Source organism: Streptomyces sp. NPDC045955 (assembly GCF_056430805.1).
The window spans coordinates 507040-523767 of sequence record NZ_JBWKKY010000001.1 but is presented as its reverse complement, the minus strand read 5'-3'; the positions used below and the strand labels follow the sequence as shown (position 1 = coordinate 523767).

Genomic DNA, 16728 nt, shown 5'->3' with positions numbered 1-16728 from the left:
CAGGTTAGAGGCGGCTCGGACACGCTGTGTGGTGAATCACAAACTCAGCGTGGAGGTAGGGAAAGGTGCGTTCGACCGAAGAGATCGTGGAGTCGCTGCGGGACGCGCTCGCCGGAGTGGGCGTCGTGCTGCCGTCGCTGGGCGTCGACCCGGTGACCGGAGCGAGCGACGAGCCGTTCGCCCTGGTCGATCTGGGGCGGTGCAACGTACGGACGGCCGAGCACCTGACCGACGTACTGCGCTCGCTGCCCGCGCGGGAGACGCTGCGGGCTCGCGTGAGGCAGGTCAACCGGGAGCCGAAGTCACGGTGAAGTACTGGTGACCGGCGGGCGTACAACCATTTAACCCCAATCGCCGTCGAACTGGCGTATCGCGCGTACAGCGGCGTACGCCCCACCGCACGCCATCCCGGAAGACACATCCTTTTCTCAGAGGGATCCTGTTCATGACGTTCCGTTGGCTGTGCGGTGTCCTGCGCGTGCGCGGGAAGACCGATCTGTTCCTCGTCCTCCTCCTCGCCGCCGGTTTCGCCGCCCTGCCCGTCTTCGCGTTGCTGCCCTCGCTGTGGGGCTTCGCGGCGGCCTCGGCCGTGACTTACGTCGCGGACGAGGTGCTGCACGCGCGGGCCCCCTCCTTCGTGCGGCGGCTGGCCGCCTTGCAGCTGACGCGCACGATGCGGTTCACCGTGCGGACGGTGATGCTGCTCGCCCTGGCCGACCGTATGAACGCGTCGGACGCGGTGCTGGTGACCGCCCTGGCGGTGTTCAGCGCCCACTTCGCGCTGGTGACGCTGTACACGGCGGTGCATCACGCCATCCGGCGGCGGCGCACGCTCCCCGTGGTGGTGCGCAACCTCGACATGAGCGGGGCGGGCATCCCCGAGGCCCCGCCCGCCTTCCTCTACCGGCGCTTCCTGCGCAAGCTGCTGCACTTGGACCTGCCGGCCCACGCCGGGCTGCTGGCCGCGCTCACGGCGGGGGCGTGGCAGCCCGCCGTCGCCGGTTTCGCGCTGACCGCCGGGCTCACGGTGGCCGCCGTACTGGCGTTGCTGGCGCAGCTGCGCCGGGCCCGCCGGACGCCGTCCGACGACCAGGTGATCGCGGAGGTCAACCGGCAACTCGCTGGATACCGGCCGGAGGTGGCGCTGTACTTCAGCTTCGCGTCCGTGTCCCGGGACTTCATGTACCAGGTCAACATGTGGATCGAGACGCTGGAACAGCTCGACCGGCGGCCGCTGATCATCCTGCGGGAGCGGGCCTCGTTCCGCTACCTGAGCCGTACGTCGATCCCGGTCCTGTGCGTACCGAAGGCCGATGACGTGGCGCAGCTGGAGCTGCCCGAGCTCCGGGTCGTCCTCTACCCCGGCAACGCGGGCAAGAACGTGCACATGCTGCGCGTCGCCGAGGCCAAGCACGTCTTCATCGGGCATGGCGACAGCGACAAGCTCGCCAGCAGCAATCGGGTGAGCAAGGTGTACGACGAGATCTGGGTCGCCGGGCGGGCCGGGCGCGATCGCTACCAGCGGGTGCGGCACGCCATCGACGACGGGGCGATCGTCGAGGTGGGCCGTCCGCAGCTGTCGTCGATCCGGCTGCACGCGGACCATGTGCCCGGGCCGCTGCCGACCGTCCTGTACGCGCCGACCTGGGAGGGCTGGAGCGACGACGACTGCCACACGTCCCTGATCCCGATGGGCGTGACGCTGGTGGAGAAGCTGCTCACGGAGAACGTGCGGGTCCTCTACAAGCCGCACCCTCTCACCGGCAAGCGCTCCCGCGCCGCGGCCGAAGCCGACCGGGTTATCAGGGAGTTGCTGCGCGCCGACAACGAGGGGCGGGACGCCGAGGGGCGGGACGGTGACCGGGGTGAGGCCGCGATCGCCGCCGCCCGGCCGCGGCTCGCGGAGATCCAGGTCCGGCTCGGCGAGTTGTCGGGACGCCTCCGCGGCGACGACGCGCAGCAGACCCGCGAGGCGCGCGTCCCGGACCGGAGCGGCGAGGCCGAGTGGCACGCGCTGCGGGCCGAGTGGCACCGGATCTTCTGGGAGAGCCGGGGCGCCGTCCGGCACCACGTGATCGTCAGGCAACTGCCCACGCTCTACGAGTGCTTCGACCAGGCCGACATGCTCATCAGCGATGTGTCGTCCGTGGTCGCGGACTTCGTGGCGAGCCTCAAGCCGTACGTGCTGACCAACGCGGACGACCTGCCCGACGCGGCGTTCCGGGCCGCGTACACCACCGCCGGGGGTGCCTACCTCCTCGACCGCGAGTGCGTCCGGCTGCCGGAGATCCTCCGAGCGGTCCGCGCACCGCTGCACGACCCGATGGCACCCGAGCGCCGCGTCCTCAAGGAGTACGTCCTGGGCCCGGACCACCCCACCTCCACGGAGCGGTTCAACGCGGCCGTCAACGCCCTGGCCGGCAAGGCCGCGGCGGAGCACGAGCAGTGGCGCGGCGACGGACCGCGGGTCGCTGTGGGGCTCTAAGAGGTGTCTGCCCGAGTGGTGCTCGTGGCCGCTGCCAGGGCCGCGCGCAGGTGGCCGTCGGACTCCGCCAGCAGGCGGGCCGCCGTCGGGCCGTCGATGCCGGCCAGGAGGGTCAGGATCGCGTTCTTCACCTCGCCGTCCGTGGCGGCCAGCGCCCGTTCGATCTCCTCGTCCGCCGCGCCGGTGGCGAGGGCGACGATGCGGTGGGAGCGGGCGCGCAGTTTGTCGTTGGAGGCACGGACGTCGACCATCAGATTCCCGTAGGTCTTGCCCAGGCGGATCATCGTGATCGTCGAGAGCATGTTCAGGACGAGCTTCTGTGCCGTGCCGGCCTTCAGCCGGGTGGAACCGGTGAGCAGTTCGGGCCCCACGACGATCTCGATGCCGTGCTCGGCGGCGGCCCCGAGCGGGCTGCCCGGGTTGCAGGCCAGGCCGATGGTGAGGGAGCCGCGGGCGCGGGCGTACTCGACGGCGCCGATGGCGTACGGGGTGCGGCCGGAGGCCGAGATGCCGACCACCGTGTCGTCCGGGGTCAGGCCGAGGTGCTCCAGGTCGGCACGGGCCAGTTCCCGGGAGTCCTCCGCGCCCTCCACCGAGGTGACCACGGCCTGTGGGCCGCCCGCGATCAGCCCGACGACCCGGTCGGGGTCCGTGTTGAAGGTGGGCGGGCACTCGGAGGCGTCCAGAACGCCCAGCCGGCCCGCCGTGCCGGCCCCCGCGTAGACCAGCCGGCCGCCCCGGGCCATCCGCTCGGCCAGGGCGTCGATCGCCGCGGCGATCTGAGGCAGCCGGGCCGCGACCGCCCCGGCGACGGTGGCGTCCTCGCCGTTCATCAGCCGCGCGATGTCGAGGGTGGGCAGCCGGTCGATGCCGGCCAGCTCCGGCCGGAACGCCTCGGTGGTCAGGGACTCCAGCTCGGCTCTGAGACCACGGGGGTTGGAGGTGGAGGTCATGGACGGCTCTTTCCGTGTCTTTCCGGTGCTGGGCGGGGCGGCCTCAGGAACGGTGCCGGTGGGCCAACGCCTCGTACGACGCCGAGAGCGCCGGCGCCGCCGTCTCGTACGTCCGCTGCGCCACCCCCACGAACAGGCAGTCCACCACAAGAAGCTGTCCGGTCCGCGACGACATCGCCGCGGGACGCAGCTCGCTCTCCCGGGCCGTGGACGTGGTGAGGACGTGGTCGGCGTACTGGGTGACCGGGCCGTCCGGGCGGCCGGTGATCGCCACCGTCGTCGCCCCGCGCTCGAAGGCGACCCGCAGTGGTTCGATGACGTCCCCCGTCGACCCGGAGTGCGTGATGGCGATCGCGACGTCGCCCGCGCGCAGTTGGACGGCGTTGGTGACGGCCAGGTGCGGGTCGCTGTGGGCGTGCGCGACCAGCCCTATGCGCAGCAGCTTCTGCGTGAGGTCCTGGGCGACCAGCCCGGACGCCCCGACGCCGTACACGTCCGTGCGGCGGGCACCGGTCAGCGCGGTGACGGCCGCGCCCAGTTGGACGGTGTCGAGACCGGCGGCGGTGTCGGCGAGGGTCTGCTGCTCGTCGTAGGCGAGCTTCGCGACGACGTCGGCGATCGGGTCGTCGACCGCGATGTCCGTCGTGATGGCGGGGGCGCGGCCGGACTGTTGCTGGGCGGCGAGGCCGGCGAGGGCCAGGCGCAGGTCCCGGTAACCCGGATAGCCCAGCAGCCGGGCGGTGCGTACGACGGTCGCCTCGCTGGTGCCCGTGAGCTCGGCGAGACCGGTGACCGTGAGGGCCGCGCAGCCGGCCGGATCGCCCGCGACGGCCTCGGCGACCCGCTGCATGGAACGCGTCATCGACGGGCCCAGCGTGCGGACCTTGGCCGCGAGGGCGGCGGGCGCCGGCGGGGTGCCGAAACTTTCCTTCACTCTTGAGGTCACCTCTGAAAGATATTTTCGGCTCGGCGTCACGGTCAAGAGTGCGCACAATGGGGGTATGGACCCCATCAGCCCCCTGGAGCAGGCCCTGCACGCCGCGCGCGCACTCGTGCTGGCCGACCTCGTCGCGGGACGCGTCGCCGAGGCGGACGTCGTGTCGCTGGTCGAGGAGTCCGTCGTGCAGCGGCGCTGGTGGGTCGAGCAGTGGCCGGAGGGCGCGCAGTACGTCGCCGGTCTGGTCGCGCAGGACGTGCAGGACGCCCTGCTGGAGCGCTACGGCCGCTGGCCGCTGTGCCCGGTGTGTGGCGCCGGCGAGCCGCACGCGCTGGACGTACAACCGGAGTTGGGGCCCGACCCGCACTGGGTGTGCAGCGAGGCGGGCGTGAAGGTCGCGGCGGTCGGGTCGCTGGGCGAGGCGCTCGGCGGAGCGGCGTCCTCGTGACCGTCTACATCGACCCGCCGACCTGGCCCGGCCACGGCCGCATGTGGTCCCATCTGGTCAGCGACGTCTCGTACGAGGAACTGCACGCCTTCGCCGAACGCCTCGGCGTGCCCCGGCGGGCCTTCGAGCGCGACCACTACGACATCCCCGCCCAGCGGTACGCGGACGCCGTCGAGGCCGGGGCCGTGGAGGTCAGCAGCCGCGAGGTGGTGCGGCTGCTGCACGGGGCGGGGCTGCGCCGGCCGAAGGGGCGGACTCAGCCGCGGGGTTCGCGCAGCTCGTAGGTGACCTGCTCGGTGTCCTGCGCGACGGCCTCGAACCCGGCGCGGGCGAGGACGCGGTGCGAGGGCGCGTTGTCCCGCTCGACGTTCGCGACGACCGTGTGCACCTCGTCCCGGGACAGCGCCCACGCGGACAGCGCGCGCAGCGCCTCGGTGGCGTAACCGTGGCCACGGGCCGCTTCGACCAGGTCGTAGCCGACCTCCACCCGCCCCGAGTCGTCCGGCACGCTGTGGAAGCCCATGGCGCCGAGTGCGCGGCCGTCCTCGCGGCGGACCAGCACGTACGTGCCCCACTCCGGGCGGTGGACGCCGTCCTCGTACTGCTTGAACACCAGGCCGGCGCCGATCCGGGTGCCTTCGAGGGGGCCGCCCTCGATCCACTCGAAGCCGCCGTCGCCGACCGTGGCCAGGTCGTTCGCCGCCGCCGGGGTGACGCCCTCCAGCGTGAGCCGCTCGGTGGGGATCACCAGGTTGTTGCTCCACAGCCACTCCGTGACCGGGGCACGTCCGGGCAGGTCACCGCGGCCGGTGGCCCACAGCAGGGTCCGCCACGGGGTCGGACCAGGCTGCACGTGCGGGAAGATCCGGGTGAGGACGAAGTCGCACAGCTGCGGGTCCGGTTCGTACGCGACCCCCAGCCCCTCGGCGATGTCGCGGGTGTGCAGCAGCACCTCGGCCACGCCCATCGCGGCGAAGCCCTCGGGGTTCGCGCTGCGGAAGGGGAACGGGTGGAAGGCCCGCACCTCGCGGGGGGTGGTGCGGATGGCGGCGGTGAGCAGGGCACCGGTCGTCTCGATCACCCGCAGGACACTGTCGTTGCCGGTGTCCTCCTCCAGGCCGAACGCGAAGGGGATGCGGCCCTCGGCCGCGCGTCCGGCCAGCTGGCCGGCGTACCTGAGCAGCGCCACGGAGACGTGCACCGCCGTCTCACGGCAGCTCCACTCCAGTCCCTCGGCGGGCACCGCCTCCCAGTCCCGGTCCACGGCCGCCCTCAGCGCTTCCACGGAACCCGTCACGGCTTCCTGTACACGTTCCCCGCCCATGTCTCCCATACGGGGCAGGCTATGCGGCGGGGTCCGGTCAGAGCGACAGCATTTCCAGCTCGGCGGTGAGGTTGTAGCGGGCCGTGGCCTCCCACTGAGAGGCTCCATACGGCGTCCTGAACAGCCTCGGCAGGTCGAGGAGTTGGCGCAGGATCGCCGCGCGGCCCGTGCGGAAGGCCTCGTTCGGGACGAAGTGGTACTCCTCGCGGACGGCGGCGGTGTAGGCGGCGTACACCGACGGGGGCGAGGCGAGGATCGCCAGGTCGGCGTCGCACAGCACCTGGCCGTCGGGGTCGTCGTCGGCGGGGTCGTGGCCGGCGGTGAGACGGACCAGGCGGGCCACCTCGGCGGTCGTGGCGGCGGACACGCCGGCCTCGGGCAGGGCGCGTTCGGCCAGACGCGCGGAGCGTTCTTCGTTCTCGGAGCGCTCGGGGAGGTAGACGGCGTCGTGGAACCAGGCGGCCAGCCGGACCACGTCCGGGTCGTGCGCGTACTCCTCCAGTACGTCGATGTGGTCCAGGACCGCCGTGAGGTGCGCCACCGTGTGGTAGCGGCGCTGCGGCTCCTGCCAGCGCCCGAGCAGGTCGTCGGCGTACGGGACCGGGTCCGGGCCGGCGGCAGGGCCCCGGGCCGCTTCCAGCGTGCGGACGAAGCGGGCGCGGAGGGCGTCGATATCGGCCATGGGGGCATTCTCCCGCTCGGCGGGGCGTGGGACCTAGCGTGGGTCCCATGACGACTCCTGCTGATGTGCACGACGTACGGGACCCCGAGCAACCCGGGAGGCTGCTCGCGATCGAGCGTGACGCGCTGATCCCGCTGTTGCGGGGCAGGGCCGAGGAGGACTTCGCGCTGCCTGTGGCGGCGTGTCCGGGCTGGTCGGTGCGGTCGGTGCTGGCGCACTGCTCGGCCGCGCTCACCCGGGTGGTGGAGAACCGGTTCGAGGAGGGGGTGTTCTCGCCCGAGTCGAACGACCGGGACATCGCCGAGCGGGACGGCTGGAGCAATGCCCGGGTGGTCGACGAGCTGGAGCGCGGGATGACCGAGGCCGGGCCGGTGATCGCCGGGGCGGGCGGGAAGCTGGACGGCCTCGCGCTGGGGGAGTGGGTGCACGCCGGGGACGTGCGCGACGCCTTCGGCGAGCCCGGCGCGTACGGCGGGGCCGGGCTGCCGGACGCGCTGGCGCTGCTTGCCCGGATCACCCGCGAGCGGGGCCATGTGCCGCTGCACGCCGACCTGGACGACCTGGACGAACCGCTGCGGCTTGGGGAGAGCGGCGGGGAGCGGCCCCCGGGCCGTTTCATCGGGGACGGGCCGACCCTGGTGCGGCTGTACACGGGTCGGCCGGTCGACGGGGCCGAGTTCGAGCTGGTCGGGGTGGAGGCGAAGGACCTGAACATCTACGGCTGAGTCAGGTCCAGGGGCGTGGAACGCGGCGGAAGCGGGCAGCGTAGTCTTGATTGGACTAGACCTGTTAGGGCTAGACCAGTTGTCGTACGCCGACGCCATGCCGACGAAGGGGCCCCATGAGCAAGCGTGCAGTCCTGGAGGTGATCGCCCTCGGCGTCGAGGACGCGGTCGCCGCCCAGGCCGGAGGCGCGGACCGGCTGGAGCTGGTCACCGACATGGCGGCCGACGGGCTCACCCCGTCGGCCGCCACCGTCGCCGGGATCCGGCGGGCCGTCGACCTCTCGCTGCGAGTGATGCTGCGGCTCGCCGACGGCTTCGCCGCGGGGGACGTCGACCGGCTGGCCGGCGTGGCCGCCGGACTCCGGGAGGCCGGGGCCGAGGAGTTCGTGCTCGGGTTCCTCGACGCGAACGGCGCGGTGGACCTGGCGGCGGTGGAGCGGGTCGTCGGCGTGCTGGACGGCTGCCCCTGGACCTTCCACCGGGCCATCGACCGGGCCGCCGACCGGGACGCCCTGCGCAAGCAGCTGGACGGGATGCCCGGGCTGGACACGTACCTGACGGCCGGGTCGGCGGACGGCGTCGACGACGGGCTTCCCGTGCTGCTCGCGGAGGCCGGGCGTGCCGGGGAGCCGGGATATGAGCAACGGTTGCTGGTGGGGGGTGGGTTGCGGCTGGAGCATGTGCCGGTGTTGCGGGGCGCGGGGGTGGACGCCTTCCACATCGGTGGGGCGGTGCGGCCGGGAGGTTGGGGGGAGCCGGTGTCGGTCGGGGCGGTGGCTGAGTGGCGGGCCGCGGTGGACGGCGGTTGAGCGGCGGGCCGCGGTGGACGGCGGTTGAGCGGTGGCGTCAGCCCGCGGGCAGTCGTGCCGCCCCTGGGGGCACCTCCCGGGCCCTTGAGGCACTGGGTGAGGCACGAATGCCCGCAGACAGGCCCTAGGCCAGTTGCGGCGGCAGCGGGGCCGCGTGCGTCACCGTCAGACCCGACACCGCTCGCGTCAGCGCCACGTACAGGCGCCGCAGACCCGTGCGTTCGTCCGGTTCGCCGTCGACCACCGCCCGGGGCTCGTCCAGGACGACGTAGTCGTACTCCAGGCCCTTCGCGAGCGACGCCGGGACCAAGGTCAGGCGGGTCTCCCGGGTCGTCTCCTCGCCCGGGCCGAGGCAGGGGATCCCGGCCTCCGTCAGGGCCGCCGCCAGCTCCGGGATCCGGGCGTCCGCCGCGATCAGGCCCGTCGAGCCCTCGTTGCGCAGCGACGCGCGGCAGGCGTCGACCACATCGGCGGTGCCGGTGACCTCCCGGACCTCGAAGTGGCCCGGGTTCTCACGGATCGACACGACCGGGGTGAGCCCCGGGGCGATGTACGGCAGCAGCCGGGAGGCGTAGGTGATGACGTCCGTCGGCACGCGGAAACCGGCCGTCAGCTCCTCCACCATCGCGTCCGCCTTGCCCAGGTGGGCCAGCGCCTCCTGCCAGCTGCGGGTCGCCCACGGCGTGGTGCCCTGCGCCAGGTCGCCGAGGACGGTCGCACTGCCGGTCGTGCAGCGGCGGCCGACCGCCCGGTACTGCATGGGGGAGAGGTCCTGCGCCTCGTCGAGGACGACATGACCGAGGGAGTGCGTGCGCTGGATCAGGTCGGTGGCCTCGTCGATGAGGACGGCGTCGGCGGCCGACCACTTGGCGGACCTGACGCTGCGCGCCGGCTTCGCCCACAGCACCGCCTTCTGCTCCTCCTCGTCGAGGATCCCCTCCGCGTGCTCGGCGAGGAAGTCCGCGTCCGACAGCAGGCGCAGCACCAGCTTCGCCGGGTCGACGGCCGGCCAGACCGCCTTGACGGCCGCCTTGACCGCGCTGTTGCGGGCCACCGCGTCCTGCACCCGGTCGTCCGGTGCCTCACCCGAGCGCTCCATCTGCACCAGCACGGCGTGCGCGATGCGCTGCGGCAGGGCCTCGCGGGCGGCGCCGTAGCGGATGTCGCGGTCGAGCAACTCGCGGACGATGTCCTCCAGTTCGTACGCCGCCACACGCCAGCGGCGGGAGCCGCGCACCACCACGACCGGCTCGGTGGGCATCGTGACGTGCGCGTAGAGGGCCCTGCGCAGCACCCGCGCCATGCGGGCGTCGCCCTTGACGACCGCGGCCGTCGCGTCGTCCGTCCCCCTGATCTCCACGTGCGCCACCAGGTCCTCGACGGTGGCCTGCTGCACTGTCAACTCGCCGAGCGCCGGCAGCACTTGCTCGATGTAGTGCAGGAAGGACCGGTTGGGTCCGATGACGAGCGTGCCGGTGCGGGCGAGGCGCTCGCGGTGGGCGTAGAGGAGGTAGGCGACCCGGTGCAGGCCGACGGCGGTCTTCCCGGTGCCCGGGCCGCCCTGCACGCACACCGTGCCGGAGAGCCCCGACCGGACGATCTCGTCCTGCTCGGGCTGGATCGTCGCGACGATGTCCCGCATCGGGCCGACGCGGGGCCGCTCGATCTCCTGCTGGAGCAGCTTGCTGGTGCGCGCCGCCTCGCCCGGGTCCGACAGGTGCTCGTCCTCGTACGCCGTGAGGTCGCCTCCCGTGTAACCGAAACGGCGACGCAGCGCGATGTCCATCGGGTCCTTCTTGGAGGCCCGGTAGAACGGCTGGGAGACCGGGGCACGCCAGTCGATGACCATCGGGTCGCCGTCCTGGTCGTGCACATGCCGCCGCCCGATGTAGAAGCGCTCCCCTTCCGCGCCTTCGGCCTGCTCGGCGCCCGGTGCGCGCAGGTAGTCGAGCCGCCCGAAGAACAGCGGCGTGTCGCTGAGGTCGGCCAGGGCCTTGATGCGCTCCTCGATCTGGTGGGCCAGCACCTCCGCGTTGACCCAGTTCGCGGTGACGTCGCTGATGTCGAGGGCCTCGACGTCCTCGCGCATGGCGCGCAGGGCGGAACGGGACGCGGCGAGGTGGGAGCGCTCACGGGAGAGCGGGTCGTCGACGGGCGTGGACAAGGGGGTGCCTCCGGAGGACCTGCTGAGAGATGGCGGTGAGATGCCGGCCGGTTTCCGTCCGGTCGGCGGCGCTCCGTGAGGGAGGCGGGCAAGAGCGGAGATCCTAGAGGAGCGGGCGAGGCGACCGCCAACGGTTTTTCTCGCCCCCCTTTTCTCGCCCCCGTTTCCTGCTCCCCGTTTCTCTCCCCTCGACTCCCGTCCCCCCTTTCTCGTCCCCTAGGGGACGAGACCCTCCTCCCCGAGGGGCCGGCGTCGGTCCGCAGGCGTACGGGCGGAGCACGCGGGTTCGGCCCTCAGGCCGACGCGGACTTTACGTACGGAAACGCACCATGGAGACATGAGCGCAGCAACCATCTCCCCCGCCCCGGCACCGGGCCGCCCGCCCGGCGCCACCGCCGTGGCAGGCAGCCACCGGCACCGCCTCGGCGATGCCCTGCGCGCCGTCAAGGTGTTCGCGGGCGCCGCCTTCGACGTCATCATCCTCGGCCAGTACGGCGAGGAAGTGGGCGTGGTCCGCCGCAAGTGAGCGGCCCCCGGCCGCGAGCGGTCCGCCCGCCTCAGCTCTCCGTTAGCAGCTCGTCCGCGTCCATGATCCGGTACGCGTACCCCTGCTCCGCCAGGAAGCGCTGGCGGTGCGCGGCGAAGTCCTGGTCGATCGTGTCCCGGGCGACCACCGAGTAGAAGTGGGCCTGGTGGCCGTCGGACTTCGGGCGGAGCACCCGGCCCAGCCGCTGGGCCTCCTCCTGGCGTGACCCGAAGGTGCCGGACACCTGGATCGCGACCGTCGCCTCCGGCAGGTCGATCGAGAAGTTCGCGACCTTGGAGACGACGAGCACGCTGATCTCGCCCTCCCGGAACGCGTCGAACAGCTTCTCCCGCTGCGCGTTCGACGTCTCGCCCTTGATCACGGGCGCCCCGAGGTGCTCACCCAGCTCGTCGAGCTGGTCGATGTACTGGCCGATGACGAGGATCTGCTGCCCGGCGAAGCGGCGGACGATCGCCTCCGTGACCTTCCGCTTGGTGTCCGTCGTCGCGCAGAAGCGGTACTTCTCCTCCGTCTCGGCCGTGGCGTACGCGAGCCGCTCCGCGTCCGTCAGATTGACCCGGACCTCCACACAGTCGGCGGGCGCGATGTAGCCCTGCGCCTCGATCTCCTTCCAGGGCGCGTCGAACCGCTTGGGCCCGATCAGGGAGAACACGTCCGACTCGCGCCCGTCCTCACGCACCAGCGTCGCCGTGAGGCCCAGCCGCCGCCGCGCCTGGAGATCCGCCGTGAACTTGAAGACCGGCGCCGGCAGCAGATGCACCTCGTCGTAGACGATCAGGCCCCAGTCCCGGGAGTCGAACAGCTCCAGGTGCGGGTAGACGCCCTTCCGCCTGGTCGTCAGCACCTGGTAGGTGGCGATCGTGACGGGCCGGATCTCCTTCTTCGTCCCGCTGTACTCGCCGATCTCGTCCTCGGTGAGCGACGTCCGCCGCACCAGCTCGTGCTTCCACTGCCGGGCGGAGACCGTGTTCGTGACGAGGATCAGGGTCGTGGACTTCGCCTGCGCCATCGACCCGGCGCCGACCAGCGTCTTGCCCGCGCCACAGGGCAGGACGACCACGCCCGACCCGCCGTGCCAGAAGTTCTCCACCGCCTGCTTCTGGTACGGCCTGAGCGCCCAGCCGTCCTCGGCCAGCTCGATCGGATGCGCCTCGCCGTCGACGTACCCGGCGAGGTCCTCGGCCGGCCAGCCCAGCTTCAGCAGCGTCTGCTTGATCTGCCCCCGCTCGGAGGGGTGCACGGCGACCGTGTCCGGGTCGATGCGGGCGCCGACCAGCGGCGCGATCCGCTTCGACTTCAGGACCTCCTCCAGCACCGGACGGTCGGTGGTGGTCAGGACCAGCCCGTGCGCCGGGTGCTTGGACAGGGTGAGCCGCCCGTAGCGGTCCATCGTCTCGGCGATGTCGACCAGCAGCGCGTGCGGCACCGGGTAGCGGCTGTACTGCACCAGCGCGTCCACGACCTGCTCGGCGTCATGGCCCGCGGCCCGGGCGTTCCACAGGCCCAGCGGGGTCACGCGGTAGGTGTGGATGTGCTCCGGCGCCCGCTCCAGCTCCGCGAACGGGGCGATGGCCCGACGGCATTCGCCGGCCTGCTCGTGGTCGACTTCCAGGAGCAGGGTCTTGTCGGACTGGACGATCAGCGGACCATTCACGCGTGGCACCCTTTCCCACGGCCGGACGGCTCGGACGGCTCGAACGACTCGGCCAAACGTCCAGTGTGCCTGATCGTCGCCGTCCCGAGGGTGTGAATCTGCGCGGGACCGGACCGGCTCCGGTCCTACTGAATGCCTTTTCATCCCAACGTATGGTGTGAATTCTGCTTTTCCACAGCGCCCCCGAGGCCGCTCAAGGGTGGGAACTCCCCGGCGCGGCGTGCATGAACGGCGGTGTGCACCCGAACGGGTGAGACGACGCCCGGGACGGAACGGGCCGTCAGCCCGCGTCGTCGGCGAGTTCCGCGACGCCGGTGATCCGGTGCAGCGGATACGTACGGACCTCGTCCGCCGTGTGGTCGTACGCCGTGACGAAGCCGCCCTCGACGCGGATCGGGGCGATGACCCGCTGGCTGGCGGCGCCCTCGGCGTTGACGTAGCCGATCCACAGGGCCTCGCCGGTCAGGACGGCGGCCTGCATGGTGGCGAGGGTCTCGGCGGAACCCGTGCGGGGCAGTTCGCCGTTGACCTCGGGAGCCGTGCCGGGCTTGCGCGGCGTGGTGGAGGCGAGGTCGCCGGCCCGGATGGCGCGCAGCGCCGCCGCGAGGAGCGTGTCGTCGGGGACCGGCGGGCCTTCCGGCACCGGCTCGGGTGCCGCACGAGGTGGGGTGCGGTGGGCGTGCGCGCGGGTGATCAGGACATCGCCCTCGGCGGACTCGGCGGCCGGCGCGAACCCCATCGCCCGCAGTCCCTCCAGCAGCCCGGCCGGGTCGGTCTGCGCGGCCAGCACGGTCGGGGCGAGCCGGCGCAGCCCCAGGGCACCGGCCCGCTTGTCGGCGAGGATCTCGTTCAGCACCGCGTCGTCGTCGCAGCGGACGTAGGCGGAGGCGGCGCCCACGCGCAGATGGCCGTGCCTGCGGGCCACGTCGTCGATCAGGTACGTCAGTGGCTGCGGCACCGGCGTACGGGAGTGCGCGGCGAGGAAGGCGTGCAGGTCCGAGGCGCTCCGCCCGGCGTCGAGGGCGCGCCGCACCGAGCCGGGCGTGAACCGGTAGACGGTGGCCCCGCCCTTGGACTCGACGTCCGCCAGCACGCCCAGCATGTCGGCGAGCGGACGCCGCAGGGGCCCGGGCGCAACCGCCGTCAGGTCGGCCTGGAGCAGCACGTGGTCCAGCGGCTCGGGCAGCAGGGGCGTGAGCAGCCGGGCCGCGGCGGCGGAGGCGACGGCCTGCTCGGTCGCGGAGAGAGTGGGGACATGCGTGGGGCGGTGGTGGACCGGGAGCTTGTCGCCCGGCCCGGAGGGCTCCGCTTCCGGGCTCTTCGCGGGAGCGGCGGGCGCCCCCAGCAGGGCCCGGCCATGGGCCGACAGCGCACCCCTGCCCGTGACGCCCAGCAGTTCCGCCTCGGACAGGGCCCACTCGGCGAGCCGGCCGCGCAGATCGTCCTCTCGCTGGGCACCGCGCAGGGGCCGCTCCCAGCGCAGCCGGGCCAGCACCGACTCGGCGGCCGGCGCGGCGCCCTCCGGCAGCCCGGCCAGCAGCGCCAGCACCCGGTGCCGCACCTCGGGCGCCGCCGAACGGTCCAGGCCAGGCCCGAGCGCCGACAACGTACGGTCCTTCGCGTCCCGGCCGCCCACCAGCCCGGCCGTGCGGGTCGCCGGGAGCCATGCCGTGACCAGGCGCGACCAGCGCTCGGCGGCGGGCAGTTCCAGCCACTCGTCGTACGCAGGGGTCGCCGCGTACCGCTCGTCGGCCTCCCCGTCGGAGGCGATCAGGCCGGCCGCGAACGCCAGCTCCACCCAGAACGCGGCGACCGGCTCGGGCACGTCGAGGGCGACGGCGGTCCGCTTCAGGTCCCGCACGCTGAGCCCGCCGGCCCGCAGTACCGCCGGCCCGCCCTCGTCCCAGTCCTTCAGCAGCTCCTCGACGGTCGCGAGGGCGGTGTACGCCTGCCCGGCCGCGGTGCTGTCCACAACCTGTGGACGGTGAACGGCGGCGGCCTCGACCGCCGGCGGCACCGGCTCCGGCGTCCGGTGCGCGAGCCCCCGCCGCAGATGCAGGGCGACCTCGCGCGGCAGCACGACCGTGCCGGGCGCCGTCGGCAGCAGCAGCCCCCGGTCCAGCAGCCAGCGCAGCCGGGGCGCCGGATCGGCCGTGACCTGCCCGTACGGCGGCCCCCACACCAGCCGCTCCAGCACCTCGAGGGAGTCGGCCGGGGCCTCGGCGAGCAGCGCGGCCATCCGGCGCCGGTCCGTGAACAGCACGGTCAGGGACGTCACCGCGGAGACCGAGTCGTGGGTCGAGGGCAGCCCGGCGGCCGTGACGATCTCCTGGATGCGTCCCGGGGACATCCCGGCGGTGGCCTCCTGGACCGTCGGGCCGAGCCCCGTCGGCGAGGGGTGCTGCGGCGAGGGAGCCAGCAGCTCACGGGCCGTGCGGACCAGCCGCAGCCGGTCGTCGCCGCCCCAGACCAGGGCCTGCTCGCGCAGGACGCCCACGGCGTGCGGCAGTGCCTGGGCGACGGCCGGGTCGGCGTCGTCCCCGGCCATGAGTCCGAGCAGTTCGTCGTACGTCGCCGGATCGGCGGCGACGGCCAGCGCCTGAGCCGTCTGGAGCGTGAACCGGTCCAGCCGCTCCAGGGCCCGCACGACCGAGGCCCGGGTGCCGGCGCGGGTCGCGAGCTGCGTGAGGTCGGTGGGGACGGGCGTGATGAGATCCGGACGGCTGCGCAGGAGCGCGCCCAGCGAGACGTCGTCCCGCCCGCGGAGTGCTTCCGCGAGGGAACGGGGTGCCGAAGGCCTGTCCTCGGTGCTCATCCGGTCCACGGTAGCGGGTCGCCTCCGGCGGCCGGCGCGACTGTGCGCGGGCGGGCTGGGCCGGTGCCGGGCGGGCTTGTGGGTCCCCTGCTCGGACTCGCGGTACCGTCGAGCGACGGCGTCAGCCAACGCACACGCCCCGGAGGGGACTTCGTGGGGATTGAGAGCGACCAGGTCGTTTACGAGTATCTGAGCCGCGTCGGCGACGTGGCCCAGCAGCGGCAGTTGTCGTCGGCCACGCGCATGCGTCTGGTCGCGGACCTGCGCAACGAGATCGACAAGCGCCGCGCGAAGGCCACCGTCGACTCGCCCGCCGCCGTCCGCCGCATCCTGTCCCGCCTCGGCAGCCCCGACGAGATCGTGGCGGCGGCCGCGGACGGCACGGGCGCGGGCAACGGCGGTACGACGTGGAGCGCCCCGGCCGCCGTGCCCGTACAGCGCGAGGTCCACGAGCCGCAGGAGACGGGCGAGCGGCCGAAGGGTGTCCTGCGGCGCGTCGTACCGCGTCCCCGCCCGGCCCGGCCCGCCGAGGAGTCACACCCCGCCGCCGGGGGCGCGGCCCCGCCGCACCTGGCCGCCGGGCACGAGCTCGGGGACAGCGCCGTCCAGCCGGACTGGTGGCGGGTGGACAGCAGCCCCTTCGGCGTCGGCGACGAAGTGCCGGGCTTCGTGGGTGGCGTGGAGCTGCCGGACCTGCTGAAGCAGCCGAAGCCGAGGAAGCCGGACCTGGAGAAGCCGGCGGCCGACGAGGAGACCGCTCCGGCCGTCGAGGTGGCCGGGGAACCGGACGAGACGGCAGGGACGGCGACCCGCCGGCGTCTGCCGCGCCTGCCCGAGGGCGGCTGGAGCAACCCCCTCCTCCTCGTCGCCGCCGGTCTGCTCGTCGCGGGCGCCGCGCTCGGCAACTGGTTCGTGCTGATCCTCGGCTGGCTCATCGCGTACGCGTCCCGCCGCCTCACCCAGGCGGAGACCAAGTGGGCGGTCGTGATCCTGCCGAGCCTCGCCGTGGCGGGGGGCCTGGTCTGGCTCTGGGGCAGGACGGACGGCCGCTGGGGCACCCCCATCGCCGAGGGCCACATGAACGACGCGGTGGCGGAGACCTGGCCGTGGGTGGTGAGGGCCGCGGCCGTGACATCGGCCTTGTTCCTGGTCTGGCGCTCGCAGCGCCGGCGGTAAGTACTCAGC

The 16728-nt window shown here is 73.2% G+C and carries 15 protein-coding genes; 8 read left to right on the top strand and 7 right to left on the bottom strand.

What is annotated here, in order from left to right; genetic code table 11:
• The first annotated feature begins 65 nt into the window (after positions 1 to 65).
• Together AC07F0_RS02405 and AC07F0_RS02400 are read left to right on the top strand one after the other, a co-directional pair.
• Complete coding sequence (locus AC07F0_RS02405; protein ID WP_478973589.1) at positions 66 to 311, top strand: hypothetical protein; 246 nt, start codon at positions 66 to 68, stop codon at positions 309 to 311.
• Positions 312 to 445: 134 nt separating this feature from the next.
• Positions 446 to 2485, top strand: a complete 2040-nt coding sequence (locus tag AC07F0_RS02400; protein ID WP_478973202.1) for a hypothetical protein — start codon at positions 446 to 448, stop codon at positions 2483 to 2485.
• Here the strand turns inward: AC07F0_RS02400 and murQ are convergent.
• Complete coding sequence (gene murQ, locus AC07F0_RS02395; RefSeq protein ID WP_478973199.1) at positions 2482 to 3438, bottom strand: N-acetylmuramic acid 6-phosphate etherase; 957 nt, start codon at positions 3436 to 3438, stop codon at positions 2482 to 2484. The two genes, AC07F0_RS02400 and murQ, sit on opposite strands and share 4 nt — an antisense overlap.
• Positions 3439 to 3481: 43 nt before the next feature.
• Positions 3482 to 4384 (bottom strand): MurR/RpiR family transcriptional regulator, encoded by a 903-nt coding sequence (locus tag AC07F0_RS02390; protein WP_436731264.1) that lies wholly within the window; start codon positions 4382 to 4384, stop codon positions 3482 to 3484.
• Positions 4385 to 4439: 55 nt separating this feature from the next.
• Here AC07F0_RS02390 and AC07F0_RS02385 point away from each other — a divergent pair, with 55 nt between their 5' ends.
• Together AC07F0_RS02385 and AC07F0_RS02380 are read left to right on the top strand one after the other, a co-directional pair.
• Entirely contained in the window at positions 4440 to 4823 is a 384-nt protein-coding gene (locus AC07F0_RS02385; RefSeq protein ID WP_436731265.1) for a hypothetical protein, read from the top strand.
• Positions 4820 to 5107, top strand: a complete 288-nt coding sequence (locus AC07F0_RS02380; RefSeq protein ID WP_478973195.1) for a DUF4031 domain-containing protein — start codon at positions 4820 to 4822, stop codon at positions 5105 to 5107. Before AC07F0_RS02385 ends, AC07F0_RS02380 begins: the two co-directional genes overlap by 4 nt.
• Here the strand turns inward: AC07F0_RS02380 and AC07F0_RS02375 are convergent.
• Together AC07F0_RS02375 and AC07F0_RS02370 are read right to left on the bottom strand one after the other, a co-directional pair.
• Complete coding sequence (locus AC07F0_RS02375) at positions 5080 to 6147, bottom strand: GNAT family N-acetyltransferase (RefSeq protein ID WP_478973578.1); 1068 nt, start codon at positions 6145 to 6147, stop codon at positions 5080 to 5082. The genes AC07F0_RS02380 and AC07F0_RS02375 overlap by 28 nt on opposite strands.
• A gap of 37 nt (positions 6148 to 6184) precedes the next feature.
• On the bottom strand, positions 6185 to 6829 hold the full coding sequence (locus AC07F0_RS02370) for an HD domain-containing protein (RefSeq protein WP_478973192.1): 645 nt from the start codon (positions 6827 to 6829) through the stop codon (positions 6185 to 6187).
• A gap of 47 nt (positions 6830 to 6876) precedes the next feature.
• On the opposite strand from AC07F0_RS02370, the gene AC07F0_RS02365 reads away from it, so the two are divergent.
• Complete coding sequence (locus AC07F0_RS02365; RefSeq protein ID WP_478973189.1) at positions 6877 to 7554, top strand: maleylpyruvate isomerase family mycothiol-dependent enzyme; 678 nt, start codon at positions 6877 to 6879, stop codon at positions 7552 to 7554.
• Between the two features lie 116 nt (positions 7555 to 7670).
• Positions 7671 to 8363 (top strand): copper homeostasis protein CutC, encoded by a 693-nt coding sequence (locus AC07F0_RS02360; RefSeq protein WP_478973187.1) that lies wholly within the window; start codon positions 7671 to 7673, stop codon positions 8361 to 8363.
• A 124-nt stretch (positions 8364 to 8487) separates the two neighbouring features.
• Here AC07F0_RS02360 and AC07F0_RS02355 read toward each other — a convergent pair whose 3' ends face one another.
• Positions 8488 to 10527, bottom strand: coding sequence for a HelD family protein (locus AC07F0_RS02355; protein ID WP_478973184.1), 2040 nt, complete (start codon positions 10525 to 10527; stop codon positions 8488 to 8490).
• A 337-nt stretch (positions 10528 to 10864) separates the two neighbouring features.
• Between AC07F0_RS02355 and AC07F0_RS02350 the strand changes: the two genes are divergently transcribed.
• Positions 10865 to 11053, top strand: a complete 189-nt coding sequence (locus AC07F0_RS02350; RefSeq protein ID WP_307175948.1) for a hypothetical protein — start codon at positions 10865 to 10867, stop codon at positions 11051 to 11053.
• A 31-nt stretch (positions 11054 to 11084) separates the two neighbouring features.
• Here the strand turns inward: AC07F0_RS02350 and AC07F0_RS02345 are convergent, their stop codons facing one another.
• Together AC07F0_RS02345 and AC07F0_RS02340 are read right to left on the bottom strand one after the other, a co-directional pair.
• On the bottom strand, positions 11085 to 12728 hold the full coding sequence (locus AC07F0_RS02345) for a DNA repair helicase XPB (protein WP_478973181.1): 1644 nt from the start codon (positions 12726 to 12728) through the stop codon (positions 11085 to 11087).
• A gap of 280 nt (positions 12729 to 13008) precedes the next feature.
• The gene (locus AC07F0_RS02340; RefSeq protein WP_478973179.1) at positions 13009 to 15543 is read right to left on the bottom strand and encodes a helicase-associated domain-containing protein; all 2535 of its coding nucleotides are present in this window, start codon (positions 15541 to 15543) and stop codon (positions 13009 to 13011) included.
• A 153-nt stretch (positions 15544 to 15696) separates the two neighbouring features.
• Here AC07F0_RS02340 and AC07F0_RS02335 point away from each other — a divergent pair, with 153 nt between their 5' ends.
• Entirely contained in the window at positions 15697 to 16719 is a 1023-nt protein-coding gene (locus AC07F0_RS02335) for a hypothetical protein (protein WP_478973176.1), read from the top strand.
• Positions 16720 to 16728 lie beyond the last annotated feature (9 nt).